We start from the raw sequence: 12,867 nt of genomic DNA, 5'->3' as shown, positions 1-12,867 counted from the left end.
CACGGGAGGACGAAAAGCCTGCGCTCCTGCCCCCATGAGCGTGTCTCCCTGTGTGCTCACGTCGGTTGAGCCGACACCTCCCCGGTGCCGGTGCCTCCGTTCGGTCGAATGCGACTGCCGCTCGCACTCACCCGTCTGTCGGCTTTTTCATACGTGAGACGTTGACGGACTGTAGGGGCCCTCGGTTCCCCCCGCCAAGCCCTAGAATGCCTCCCGTTACCAGCCGTCACCGCATGGGGTCGATTTCGTGATCAAAACCCCACCCACAGCGAGGTGACGTCACGGTGGGCTAACGGGTTCCGCGTACCCTGGTCCGCGTGCGCAAAACGGACGGTCTGCTGAAGCTCATTGGCCTTTGTGTGCTCGCGGGGGTGCTGGTCGCGGGGATGTTGTTCCCGGTGGCGGGTGCCGCGGGGGTGCTGTCGAACCAGGCGAGCGAGACCGTCGACAAGACGTCTTCGGACCTTGCGGACATTCCGCCGCCACTGGTGACGACGATCACCGACAACACCGGCAAGCAGATCGCGACGCTGTACAAGCAGTTCCGCATCCCGACGACCGAGACCCAGATCAACGACGCCATGAAGTGGGCGCTGATCTCGGTCGAGGACAAACGCTTCTACGAGCACAACGGGGTGGACTGGAAGGGCACGCTGCGCGCCGCGGTCAGCAACAGCACCGGCGGGGACACGCAGGGCGCCTCGACGCTGACCCAGCAGTACGTCAAGAACTACCTGATCAACGTCGTCTACCGGGACGACAAGCCGGGACAGAAGCGCGCACAGGAACAGTCGGTCGCCCGGAAACTGAAGGAAGCCCGGATCGCGATCCAGCTGGAAACCAAGCTGAACAAGATGCAGATCCTGACCGGCTACCTGAACGTCGTCGAATTCTCGCGCGAGATCTACGGCGTCGGCGCGGCCGCGAACGCGTACTTCAACACGCCCGTCGAGAAGCTCACGGTGCCGCAGGCGGCGTTGCTGGCCGGCCTGGTGAACAACCCGGTCGTCAACGACCCGTGGAAGAGCCCGGCGAAGGCGACCGAGCGCCGCAACCTGGTGCTGGACCGCATGGTCGACAACCAGAAGCTCGCGAAGGCGGACGCGGAACGCTTCAAGGCCGAGCCGCTCGGCGTCGTCGAAGGCGGGCCGCAGAAGCCCGCGTCGAACTGCACCGGCGCCGGCCCGGAGAACGGTTTCTTCTGCCAGTACGTCGAGGACTATCTCCTCAAGAACGGCATGACGAAGGACGATCTCTACACCGGCGGCTACCAGATCAAGACCACTTTGGACGAACGGGCGAACCACGAAGCCAAGATGTCGGCCGAAGCCCAGGTCAAGAAGACGCAGGACAACGTCGCGAACACGCTCTCGCTGGTGAAGCCGGGCAAGCAACGACACGAAGTCGTTGCGCTCGCGGCGAACCGTGACTACGGACTTCACGAAGACCAAGGCCAGACGACGTTCGCGTTGCCTTCCGGCGTCTACAACACGGGCGGCGCGGGCTCCGCGTACAAGGTCTTCACCGCCGCCGCGGCGCTGGAAGCGGGCGTGGCCGGGATCAACAGTCCCCTTCCCGTGCCCGACTTCTACACCTCCCACGTGTTCGCCGGTGGTGGCCCCAAATGCGGCCCGACCGGACCTCCGATGCGGTCCCGCTGGTACTGCCTCGGCAACGCGGGTGACTACAACCCGGCGGGCGGCACCATGTCGATGCAGCAGGCGCTGGCGACTTCGCCGAACACGGCGTTCGTGGCCCTCGAGGAGAAGGTCGGGAGCACGGGGCCGATCGTGGAGATGGCGCGCAAGCTCGGTATGCGCGACACCATGGCCAGCAACCTCGGCGGTGGCGCCGTCGACCCCAAGTCCGACAATCCCGGCGCCAACACCAGCCAGCTTCAGGCCTTCGGCCCGCGGCCCGGCTGGCCGGGGAACGCCTCGTTCACCCTCGGCCCGGCCCCGCTGAGCGGACTGGAACTGGCGAACGTCGGCGCCACGATCATGAGCGGTGGCGTCTGGTGCCCGCCGACCCCGCTGGCCGGCGTCACCGACCGGGATGGAAAGCCGGTGCCCGTCAAGGAAGCCGCTTGCGAGCAGGTGGTGCCCGAAGGTCTCGCCAACACCCTCGCGGTCGGCATGAGCCGGGACAGCCAGCCCGGCGGGACATCGGCAGGCGCCGCGAGCGGCGCTCGGTGGAACCGGCCGGTGATGGGCAAGACCGGGACCACCCAGAGCAACGGCTCGGGAACGTACCTCGGAGCCACGCCGCAGCTCGCGGGCGCGGCGATGGTGTTCCGTCCGAAGGGTGGAAACGGCGGCCTGTGCTACCTCGGCCCGGGTAACGTGACCACTCGCGGCTGCGAAAACATGTTCGGCGGGAAGACGCCGGCGCAGACCTGGTTCGGGGCGATGTCGAAGATCCTCGAAGGCCAGGAGGCGCTGCCGCTGCCGCAGCCGGACCCGAAGTACATGGGCGGCGGACGCTGACCGCGTCCACCAGCGCAAATCACGATGAGTTACATGAATCTAACTTTGAGTGAGCGGCTGGCGGCTTAACGGGGAACAACGGCCGACGGGATCATGTCGACTGATCGCCAGCCCCCGTGCCGACCACGGAAGGTGAAGAAAAGAGGCCATTCCAGCGATTTATCGAGATCGCCGGAATGGGGGCGGACGATCACCACCGACGAGCACGTAAACTGGACATTGTGAGCACGCTCAGTAACGAAAGCACTTCGGGGGCGACGGTACGGCGCTTGGCCGTGGGAACCGTCGCCCTGGGAGCCGCGACCCTCGGTTACGCGGTCGGAATCGAAAGGCGCCGGTGGACGCTTCGCACCGCGGAGCTCCCGGTCCTCGCGGCAGGGGCGAAGCCCTTCACGATCCTCCACATCTCGGACCTGCACATGCTTCCCGGCCATGTGAGCAAGCAACGCTGGGTAGCGGCGCTCGACGAGCTCGAACCGGACCTCGTCGTCAACACTGGTGACAACCTGTCACATCAGCAGGCCGTGCCGTCCGTGCTGCGCGCACTCGGCCCCCTGCTCGAGCGGCCCGGCGTGTTCATCTTCGGCAGCAACGACTACTACGCGCCGAAGCCGAAGAACCCCGCGCGCTACCTCATGCCGAAGGGCAAGAAGAAGCGGATCCACGGCGAGCACCTGCCGTGGCGCGACCTCCGCGCGGCCTTCGTCGAACACGGCTGGCACGACCTCACCCACGTCCGCCGCACCATCGAGGTCGCCGACCAGTACGTGTTCACCGCCGGTGTCGACGACGCGCACCTCCGCCGCGACCGCTACGCCGACATCGCCGGCCCGGTGGACACCGCGGCGGCCGTCCGCATCGGCGTCACGCACTCGCCGGAACCCCGCGTGCTCGACGATTTCGCGGGCGACGGCTACGACCTCGTCCTCGCCGGGCACACGCACGGCGGCCAGCTCCGCATCCCGGGCTACGGCGCGCTCGTCACCAACTGCGAACTCGACCGCACCCGCGCCCGCGGCGCGTCCCGCTGGGGCGCCCAGATGTGGCTCCACGTCTCCGCTGGACTGGGCACCTCCCCGTACGCCCCCGCCCGCTTCGCGTGCCCGCCCGAGGCGAGCCTGCTGACCCTCGTGCCACGGGGCACGACCAGCGCGAACCACCGGAACGCAGCCCCCCGCAAAGCCCGAAACACCGTCCGCTAAACTTCTCCTCGACCCGCTAAGAAGTATCCGGGGTGTGGCGCAGCTTGGTAGCGTGCCTCGTTCGGGTCGAGGAGGTCGTGGGTTCGAATCCCGCCACCCCGACGTTGGATCGAAAGAGCCTTGCTCGCTTCGGCGAGCAGGGCTCTTTCGCGTTGCGGCTCCGTCGGTGGGCCGAGCCCGATGCCTCGTCCGTGAAAGCCTCCTTGCCTACCCTGAAAGTAGGGAAGGAGCCCCTCACTACCTTCGCCGATGTAGTCCCAAGTTCCGAGCATGTCGCGAAAGCCACTTTCGCGACGCCTGCTGTCCCGAAAGTGGCTTTCGCGACACTTACCCCGAGAGCGACCTGCCCACTACCGCACCAAGCAGGCCCAAGAGAAAACGAGCCCCGCCCAGCCCCCGCCACTCCCAGGGGGGCGACCCCGGGTCCAGCGTATCGCCGGGGGCCGTCGGGACCGGGCGAAAGAGGGGGTGGCGGGGTTGGTTGTCCACAACGGTGGGCGGGTGTGGACAACCGAGAGCCGCCGAAGCCCAAGGGTTCCCAATGCCTCATTTGAGACGCTGAGTGTCCCCAATGCGGCATTGGGGACACCGAAAGACCTCAGCGGGTGGCGAGAAGTTCGGTCCAGCATTGCGCGAAGTCCCCATCGCCGGAGCGCGCCCAGGACCAGGCCGATCGGGCGGCCGAAGCGAGTTGGTCGCGGTCCGGGGTCGTCGCGGTTTCCAGCGCCGTCACCAGACGCCCCTCCACGTACGTCGCCAGCGCCCGGTACGTCGTGTCCGTGCGGTAGCGGGTTTTCGTTCGCACGTCGGTGAAACCGGCGGCCGTCACCGCGGCGGGCAACGAGCGCCCGGCGAACGGGTCACCGCCTGCGCGGCGGCACAACAGATAGTGCCCGCGAAGGGCGGCGTCGACGTTCGCCGTCTTCGGCCGCAGCCGCGCGCGACTCCAGTCCGATGTGGACAGTGCGAGGGCTCCGCCGGGTTTGAGGACCCGCCGGATCTCCGCCAGCGCGGCACCCGGCTCTCGCAGATGCTCGAAGACGGCGTGCGCGAAGGCCACATCCACCGAAGCGTCGGCGAACGGCAACGCGCACGCGTCGCCCATCACAAAGTCCACTGTGGACTTTCTGTGCCCGTTCTCGATACCGAGGGTGATCGAACCCGGCCCGCAGCCGACGTCGACGCATCCCATCCCCGGCCCGAACAGCGGTTGCGCGAACACGGCCCGTTCGACCGCCTGGCGCGCGAACCGCGCGGACACCGCGGCGCGCGGCGGGTTTCCCTCCAGCACCCCGCACACAGTACGGCTCCGGAGTGGCAGGATCGAGGGGTGAGCACGCAGCCAGGCACTGAATATCCGTCCGCGGCGGTCCCGGACCGCCTGTTCGACGACGCCGAAGCCGAGGCCAGGTGGCGGGCCCGCTTCCGCGCGCCGCGCATTTCGGTCCCCGAGTGGGCCATCGACGCCCCCGAAGCGAACATCTACGTCTCCAACGCCAGCGGCGTCTGGGAGGTCTACTCCTGGGACCGGTCGACCGGTGAACACCGCCGCGTCACCGACCGCCCCAACGGCACCATGCACGCCACCCCGTCCCCCGACGGCCGCTGGATCTGGTGGTTCGACGACACCGACGGCGACGAATTCGGTTCCTGGGTCCGCGAACCGTTCGCGCCGGGGGCCGCCGCCGAGCGCGCGGTGCCGGACGTCCACGACGGCTACCCCGCCGGTCTCGAGATCGGCACCAAGGTGGTCGCCGTCGGCGTCTCGACCGACGACGGCAGCGAACTTTTCGCCCATATCGACGGCAAGACCACCGGTTTCTACAAGCACGAGGACGACGCGGGCATCGCCTCGCTGTCCCGCGACGAGTCGCTGCTCGCGATCTCCCATTCCGAGCACGGTGATTCACGACACCCCGCGCTGCGCGTCCTGTCGACCGACGGCTTCACCGCGGTCGCCGACAAGTGGGACGGCGAGGGCAAGGGCCTCGGCGCGCTCGAGTTCTCGCCGGTCGCGGGCGATCAGCGGTTGCTGGTGCTGCACGAACGGCGCGGCCGCGAAGAACTCCTGATCTGGGACACCGCCGCGGACACCGAACGGGAGATCGAGCTCGATCTGCCCGGCGAAGTGGTCGCGGGCTGGTATCCGGACGCGCGGGCGTTGCTGGTCGTCCACTTCCACCAAGGCCGCAGTTCCCTTCACCGGTACGACCTCGCGAGCGGCGAATTGTCCTCTTTGGACACACCGCCGGGCAGGATCGGCGGCGCGGGCGTGCGGCCCGACGGTACCGTCGAGTACTCGTGGTCCAGTGCCGCGCAGCCGACGGCGGTGCGCGCGCGGACGTCGGACGGCGCGGACTCGGTGCTCCTCGAGCCGCCGGGCGATCGGGCTCCGGAATCGGCCCCGGTCACCGACGCGTTCGTCGAGGGGATCGGGGGGCAGATCCACGCACTGGTCTCACGTCCGGCCGACGCGCCCGAAGGTCCGCTTCCGACGGTCTTCTCCTTGCACGGCGGGCCCCATTCCGCCGACGAGGACCGGTTTTCCGCGTACCGCGCCGTCTGGCTCGACGCGGGATTCGCCGTCGTCGAAGTCAACTACCGCGGCTCGACCGGTTACGGCTCGGCCTGGCGTGACGCCATCGAAGGACGTCCAGGCCTGACCGAGCTCGAAGACGTCGCCGCCGTGCACGACTGGGCTGTCCAAAGTGGACTCGCCGATCCGGCCAAATGCGTAGTGAACGGCGCTTCGTGGGGCGGCTACCTGAGCCTGCTGGCACTGGGCACCCAGCCGGCCCGCTGGGCGGCGGGGATCGCCGGGGTTCCCGTCGCGGACTACGTCGCCGCGTACGAGGACGAGATGGAGCAGCTCCGCTCCTTCGACCGGGCGCTGTTCGGCGGTTCGCCGGAGACGGTGCCCGCGGTGTACCGGGAATGCTCGCCGATCACCTACGTCGAGGCCGTGACGGCGCCGGTGCTGGTGCTCGCCGGGGACAACGACCCGCGGTGCCCGATCCGGCAGGTCGAGAACTACCTCGACAGGCTCGCGAAGCGGGAGATCCCGTTCGAGTTCTACCGGTTCGACGCGGGCCACGGGTCGCTGGTGATCGCCGAGACGGTCAAGCAGACCGCGATCGAGGTGTTCTTCGCGCTGCGGGCGGTCGGGCTTCGCTGACGTGCTATGAAAGGTCCTTTCCTTGCAAATTTTGCAAGGAAAGGACCTTTCATAGCACTCGGCGAGCCGGTCAGCGTTCGGACAAGAGCGTCCCGCCTGCCGCCCAGTGTTCGGCGGGGATCTCGTTGAGCGTCACCCAGACGCCTTCGGGCTTGCCACCGCAGGTGCGGACGAAGGCATCGGTCACCTCGCGTACGAGGGCCTGCTTCTGCTCGGCCGTGCGGCCGGGGAACATGGAGACGCTGATCATCGGCATGGGCGGAACTCTAAAGGCCGCGGTCGTGCTTCCGGAGCCTGTCCACCGCGTAGGCGTCACCCTCGAAGGTGAGGCGGACGGCGTCGCGGCCGAAGACGAACAGCAGCAACTCGATCGGCGCGCCGATCACGGTCACCGTGTCCGGACCTTCCTTCACCGGCGCTTCGCGGCCTTCGGGGGTCTTCAGGATCACGCCGACAGGTGACTTCCGCAGGTTCAGCTTCGAGGCCTGCTTCGCCGATTTCCACGCCGCCGCGTCCCGCGCGGGTTCGGCCGGACGCGGCTCCCAGCCGGGCTGTCCTCGGCGGACGTCCTCGTGGTGCACCAGGAATTCCGGGCCGTTCACCAGTTCGTCGAGCGCGCCGATCGACGTCGGCCAGAACCAGGCTGGGCCGGACCGGACCTTGCCGACGACCTCGGGCCAGGGCTGCGCGGCGTAGGAGTCCTGCACCCGCTGCGTGTACGACGCCAGCGCCGGGACCAGGATGCCGGGCGCCGCGTCGGGCCGCCGCTCGCGGACCAGCAGATGCGCCGCGAGATCCCGCGTCTTCCAGCCCGTGCACAGGGTCGGCGCGTCCGGGCCGACCTCTTCGAAAAGCTCGCTCAACGCACGACGTTCGTCTCCGGCGACTCCCATAGCCTCCGACGTTACGCGCCGGTAGAGCCAGGGGAAATCCGGCGTGACGCAGGGCACCCGGCTCAGTGATGGAACGCGGTCCGCGGTCGCGGGCCGTGATCGAGCTCGGGCAGCAGACGCCGGAGGTCGGCGAGCAGCAGATCGGCGAGGTCGTGCGTGAAACCGTTGCGCACCACGATCCTCAGCACCGCGAGATCGGTCCGGTGTGCCGGGAACGTGTACGCCGGGACGAGCCAGCCACGCTCGCGAAGCCGCCGCGACACATCGAAGACGTCGAAGCTCTCGACGTCCGCCTTCGTCGTGAAGGCGAACACGGGCAGCTGATCGCCTCGCGTCAGCAGTTCGAACGGCCCCAGCTCGGCGATCCCGTCCGCCAGCTGGGTCGCCACGTCGCGTGAAGCCTGTTGCACGGCACGGAAACCTTCACGGCCGAGCCGGACGAACGTGTAGTACTGCGCGGCCACTTCGGCGCCGGGCCGCGAGAAGTTCAACGCGAAAGTCGGCATGTCGCCACCGAGGTAGTTGACGTTGAAGACGAGTTCCTCCGGCAGCGCGGCCTTGTCGCGCCACACCACCCAGCCGACGCCGGGGTAGACCAGCCCGTATTTGTGCCCGGAAGTGTTGATCGACGCCACCCTCGGCAGGCGGAAGTCCCAGGTCAGCTCGGGGTCGAGGAACGGCGCGATCATCGCGCCGGAAGCGCCGTCGACGTGCACCGGGATGTCCCAGCCGGAGCGTTCCGCCAGTCCGTCGAGCGCGGCCGCGATCTCGGCGACGGGCTCGTAACTGCCGTCGAAGGTGGACCCGAGGATCGCGACGACGCCGATGGTGTTCTCGTCGCACCGGGCGATCGCCTCGTCCGCGGTGAGGTGGAAGCGGTCGCCGTCCATTGGCACCAGCCGCGGCTCGACCTCCCAGTATTCGCAGAACTTCTCCCAGCAGACCTGGACGTTCGCGCCCATCACCAGATTCGGCTCGCCGGTGCGCCCCGGTTTCGACCACCGGCGTTTCAACGCCATCCCGGCGAGCATGCAGGCTTCCGACGAACCGGTCGTGGAGCAGCCGATGATCGCGGTGGGATCGGGCGCGTGCCACAGGTCGGCGAGGATGTTCACGCAGCGCCGCTCGAGTTCCGCGGTCTGCGGGTACTCGTCCTTGTCGATCATGTTCTTGTCGACGCATTCGGCCATCAGCTCGCGGGCCTGCGGCTCCATCCACGTGGTGACGAACGTGGCGAGGTTGAGCCGGGCGTTTCCGTCGAGCATCAGCTCGTCGCGCACGAGCTGGAGCGCGGTGTCGGGCGGCAGCGGGTCTTCGGCGAGGCTGTCGTGCGGAAGGCGGATGCTCGCGGCGAGCGCGGGATACGCGCCGGCGTGCAGCGGGTTGGCTCCGCCCTTGCGATCCGGATCGGTCGCTTTCCCCTTGTGCAGCACCATGGACCGAACGTAGCCCCGCGGGCGGGTGGGGGCACCTCGATCGCCCCCGACGTGCAATGAAAGGACCTTTCCTTGCAAATTTGGCAAGGAAAGGTCCTTTCATAGCATTCGGGACCGGTGGATCAGGCCTGCTGCGCCTGCCACATCCAGTGCGCCTTCTCAAGCTCCTGGGTGATCTCGATGAGCAGGTCCTGGGTGACCAGGTCGCTCTTGTCGGTCTCGTCGATGCGCTTGCGCAGCCGCTCGATCAGCGTGGCGAGGATGTCGACGATCGCGGCGACCGTGGACTCGACGGACTGCCAGTTGTCGGGGTAGTCCGGCAGGCCGGAGCTCTCCACGACGACCTTCGCCTGGCCGTTCGGCGAGATGCCGATGGCGTTGGCGCGTTCGGCGACCTCGTCGACGTACTGGCGCGCGGTGGCGACCAGCTCGTCGAGCTGCAGGTGCGCGCTGCGGAAGTTCGCGCCGACGACGTTCCAGTGGGCCTGCTTCGCGATCAGCGACAGATCCACCAGATCGACCAGCGTGGCCTGCAAGGCGTTACCGGTGATCTCCTTGTCGGCTTCGCTCAGCGGACTCTTGATCGGAGACTTGCCCATATTCGGTCTTCCTTTCAGAAACTAGCCGGTTCGGGAATGGACCTGCCGCGGCCGGGATCAGACCGTCGCGGACAGCGCGACCTCGATGTTGCCGCGGGTCGCGTTCGAGTAGGGACACACCTGGTGCGCCTGCTCGACGAGCTGATCGGCCTGCGCCTGCTCCAGGCCGGGCAGCGAAACGTTGAGCGCCACACCGAGACCGAAGCCCTCGCCCTGCTTGAGCACGCTGACCTCGGCGGTCACGGTGGAGCCGTCCAGCGTCACCTTCGCCTGGCGCGCGACGAGCTGCAACGCGGAGTGGAAGCAGGCGGAATAACCGGCGGCGAAGAGCTGCTCGGGGTTCGTCTTGTCCCCGCCCGGTCCGCCCATCTCCTTCGGGATCGCCAACGACTCGTCGATGACGCCGTCAGAGGACGTGACCTCACCGTTGCGGCCGTCGCCGCGAGCGGTGGCCACAGCGGTGTACAGAGCTTCAGCCATTCTTCGCCTACCTCCTGGTCTCAAGACACGCCCCGTTGAGCGTCTCTTCGGTGTCAACGTCCCGCAACCGCGAAACCTTGCCACCCCATGGCAGGCATCACGTCCGGGAATTACCCGGACGAAGACGGAGGCAAACCGGCTAGTGACCGGCGCGACTCAGCGCGAACTCGGCGACCTGGGTTCCGATCAGGCGAAGGGTGCGGACGCTCTTCTCGTCCGAGGCGCCGCCCGCTTCGTCGAACTTGGTCTCCGCGGTGTTGATGGAACCACCCAATGGGGTGGCCCAGCCGCGCAGCGCGTGCGTGATCGTGCGCAGCTGCTCCAGTGTGGTGACCGCCGCCTGCCAGCCGAACGCGACGGCGGCGAGGCCGACCGCGCGGCCGTCGAGGTACGGCCGGGCGTCGTCGCGGAGGTCTTCGACGTAGTCCAGGGCGTTCTTGACCAGGCCGGACAACGCGCCGTGGTAGCCGGGTGAGACCACGATGATCCCGTCGGCGCGGCGGATCGCCTCGACCAGGCGCACGGCCCGTTCGTGCCGTTCGTCCAGCGCGGTGTCGTAGAACGGCAGCACCAGCTCGGGACCGGAGATCAGTTCGGTGGTGACTCCCGCTTCGGCCGCGCTACCCAGCGCGATGCGCAACGCGCGCTCGGATTGCGAGCCCTCCCGCAGGGAGCCGCCGATACCGAGGACATGCACCGCGTTCGTCGAAGTCACGCTTTCGAGGCTAACCCCTCTACTTAAGTGGAGGACCAGGATCTGGAACCGAGGTCTGCGTCACACCCGTTCGCCGCAACGGCGCCGGTTCCCGCTGGACGGCATACCTACTCGAAAGTAACCTGACCGGAAGCCCACAGGAGGAAGTATGGCGATACCGCTCCAGATCCGTGCCGAGGCCGCGTTTTCGCAGCTGGCGTTCTGGCTCCCGAAGCCGGTCAGAAGGGCCATCGCCGGGCCGCCGCTCCGCCTCGACGGACAGGAACTCGCGCTGGACGCCCAGCTACTGCTCCGCCTGCAGAAGCTGGCGAAGGCGTCGCTGGTGCGGGGAAGCGTCGAAGAGTCGCGCAGCATGCTCCTGGCGAGCAGGCATCTGGTCAGCGGGCCGACGATCGAACCGGTCGCCACCCGGGAGCTGCTCATCCCGACGGGTGACGGCGACGTGCCCGCAACGCTCTACACGCCGACGGGGCTGCCGGATCCGTCCGGGCTACTGGTGTTCTTCCACGGCGGCGGCTGGGTGGTCGGCAGCCGCGCCTCCCACGACAACACCGTCCGTTACCTGGCGAAACAGGCGGGCGTGCGGGTTCTTTCGGTGGAGTACAGGCTCGCGCCGGAGACGCGGTTCCCCGGCGCCACCGAAGACGCGATCGCGGCGTTCGAGTACGCCTTCGCGAAGGCACGCGACCTGGGCGCCGACCCGGCGCGCATCGCCGTCGGCGGTGACAGCGCGGGCGGGAACCTCGCGGCGGTCACGGCGCAGCAGGCGGTGAAACGCGGCGGCGGCGTCCCGGCGTTCCAGCTGCTGTTCTATCCGGCGACCGATTTCACCGTGCGCCGCCGCTCCCGGGAATTGTTCGCGGAGGACCTGTTCCTCACCGATACGGATATGACCTGGTTCGAAGGGCATTACGTGCCGAAAGGCACCGATCTGTACAACCCGAAACTGTCACCGCTGCACGGCGACGTTTCCGGATTGCCGCCCGCGTATATCGCGACGGCCGGTTTCGACCCGCTGCGCGACGAGGGCGAGGCTTACGCGGAGAAATTGCGGAAGGCCGGGGTCCCGGTGGCGCTCAGCCGCCAGCCGGACCTGATCCACGGGTACATCAACTTCCTCGGCGTCGGGCGGCGGTTCCGCGAGGCGACGGCCGAAGCGGCGGGAGCCCTGCGACTGGGCCTCGCCCCGAAGTGAAAGCCAGAGCCCGAGTGAGGAGAAATGTCCCCACTCGGGCTCCGGCCCCCATATCGTGGCCCGCCGCCCTGCACGGCGAACCCTGACGATTTTCGACTGATCTACGGCGTCGGAAGCGGGACGGGCGGAACCGGCAGCGGCGGGACAGGGAGTCCGCCGAGCAGCCCGGCGAGAATGCCGGTCACGGCCGTGAGCAGGGCTTTCACCAGGTCACTGACGATCTTCAGCGGTCCGGGCAGGTCCGGAAGCGACGGGATCGGCACCGGCAACGGCGGCAGCTGGCGGGCCTTGGCCGTCGGGTCGGCCAGCAGCCTGCTGGACTCGACGGAACGGCCCTGTGCCAGGTCGCCGAGTTTCTGGGTCTCGGTCTGGATCTGGTAGCGCTTGCCCGCGGCGATGTCACCGAGGACGGGGCTGAGCTTGTCCAAGTCCGCCCGCGTCTTGGCGACGTCTCCGGCGTAGGCCACCTTGGTGAGGCCGTCTCGCATCTGCAGCACCTGCGCGGCGAGCGCCTGTGTGTTCGACGAGCCCTTTCCACCATCAGTGCTAGCCGTAGCGGCGCCGGCTGAGGCCACCGCCAACAGACTGCCTGCGGCGACCGCGGCAATCGTCCGGGCAATGTTGCCTTTCATTCCCTTACCTCCTGGCCTCTGGGACCTGACGAGGTAAATCGATACCCGCCGTAT

The 12,867-nt window shown here is 68.1% G+C and carries 12 protein-coding genes and 1 tRNA gene; 5 read left to right on the top strand and 8 right to left on the bottom strand.

All coding sequences use genetic code 11. The features are described from left to right. Positions 1–317: 317 nt before the first annotated feature. The 3 genes from ACLJO0_RS03735 to ACLJO0_RS03725 all read left to right on the top strand — a co-directional run bounded on the left by ACLJO0_RS03735 (position 318) and on the right by ACLJO0_RS03725 (position 3,790). On the top strand, positions 318–2,486 hold the full coding sequence (locus ACLJO0_RS03735; protein WP_125791114.1) for a transglycosylase domain-containing protein: 2,169 nt from the start codon (positions 318–320) through the stop codon (positions 2,484–2,486). 275 nt (positions 2,487–2,761) lie between these two features. Beyond that, complete coding sequence (locus ACLJO0_RS03730) at positions 2,762–3,688, top strand: metallophosphoesterase (RefSeq protein WP_410576962.1); 927 nt, start codon at positions 2,762–2,764, stop codon at positions 3,686–3,688. A 28-nt stretch (positions 3,689–3,716) separates the two neighbouring features. After that, positions 3,717–3,790, top strand: a tRNA-Pro gene (locus tag ACLJO0_RS03725). 496 nt (positions 3,791–4,286) lie between these two features. Here the strand turns inward: ACLJO0_RS03725 and ACLJO0_RS03720 are convergent. Then, positions 4,287–4,979, bottom strand: coding sequence for a methyltransferase domain-containing protein (locus ACLJO0_RS03720; protein WP_410576547.1), 693 nt, complete (start codon positions 4,977–4,979; stop codon positions 4,287–4,289). Between the two features lie 39 nt (positions 4,980–5,018). On the opposite strand from ACLJO0_RS03720, the gene ACLJO0_RS03715 reads away from it, so the two are divergent. After that, positions 5,019–6,863: a prolyl oligopeptidase family serine peptidase gene (locus ACLJO0_RS03715; protein WP_410576546.1), complete on the top strand. Its 1,845-nt coding sequence runs from the start codon at positions 5,019–5,021 to the stop codon at positions 6,861–6,863. 70 nt (positions 6,864–6,933) lie between these two features. On the opposite strand, the gene ACLJO0_RS03710 is transcribed toward ACLJO0_RS03715, so the two are convergent. From ACLJO0_RS03710 to ACLJO0_RS03685, 6 genes are all read right to left on the bottom strand, one after another. Next, positions 6,934–7,119: a 2-hydroxymuconate tautomerase gene (locus ACLJO0_RS03710; protein WP_125791110.1), complete on the bottom strand. Its 186-nt coding sequence runs from the start codon at positions 7,117–7,119 to the stop codon at positions 6,934–6,936. Positions 7,120–7,129: 10 nt separating this feature from the next. Then, the gene (locus ACLJO0_RS03705) at positions 7,130–7,756 is read right to left on the bottom strand and encodes a TIGR03085 family metal-binding protein (protein ID WP_410576545.1); all 627 of its coding nucleotides are present in this window, start codon (positions 7,754–7,756) and stop codon (positions 7,130–7,132) included. Between the two features lie 62 nt (positions 7,757–7,818). Then, positions 7,819–9,192, bottom strand: a complete 1,374-nt coding sequence (locus ACLJO0_RS03700; RefSeq protein WP_410576544.1) for a glutamate decarboxylase — start codon at positions 9,190–9,192, stop codon at positions 7,819–7,821. Positions 9,193–9,314: 122 nt separating this feature from the next. Then, positions 9,315–9,791, bottom strand: coding sequence for a DNA starvation/stationary phase protection protein Dps (gene dps, locus ACLJO0_RS03695; protein WP_410576543.1), 477 nt, complete (start codon positions 9,789–9,791; stop codon positions 9,315–9,317). Positions 9,792–9,848: 57 nt separating this feature from the next. After that, on the bottom strand, positions 9,849–10,271 hold the full coding sequence (locus ACLJO0_RS03690; protein ID WP_125791106.1) for an organic hydroperoxide resistance protein: 423 nt from the start codon (positions 10,269–10,271) through the stop codon (positions 9,849–9,851). Positions 10,272–10,410: 139 nt separating this feature from the next. Further along, positions 10,411–10,986 (bottom strand): NADPH-dependent FMN reductase, encoded by a 576-nt coding sequence (locus tag ACLJO0_RS03685; protein ID WP_125791105.1) that lies wholly within the window; start codon positions 10,984–10,986, stop codon positions 10,411–10,413. Between the two features lie 148 nt (positions 10,987–11,134). Between ACLJO0_RS03685 and ACLJO0_RS03680 the strand changes: the two genes are divergently transcribed. Beyond that, positions 11,135–12,181: an alpha/beta hydrolase gene (locus ACLJO0_RS03680; protein WP_410576542.1), complete on the top strand. Its 1,047-nt coding sequence runs from the start codon at positions 11,135–11,137 to the stop codon at positions 12,179–12,181. Between the two features lie 101 nt (positions 12,182–12,282). Here the strand turns inward: ACLJO0_RS03680 and ACLJO0_RS03675 are convergent, their stop codons facing one another. Then, the gene (locus tag ACLJO0_RS03675) at positions 12,283–12,813 is read right to left on the bottom strand and encodes a hypothetical protein (protein ID WP_219147444.1); all 531 of its coding nucleotides are present in this window, start codon (positions 12,811–12,813) and stop codon (positions 12,283–12,285) included. Between the last annotated feature and the right edge of the window lie 54 nt (positions 12,814–12,867).

The organism is Amycolatopsis sp. lyj-108 (genome assembly GCF_046549005.1).
GTDB lineage: Bacteria > Actinomycetota > Actinomycetes > Mycobacteriales > Pseudonocardiaceae > Amycolatopsis.
This window is presented reverse-complemented; position numbering and strand designations above follow the sequence as displayed.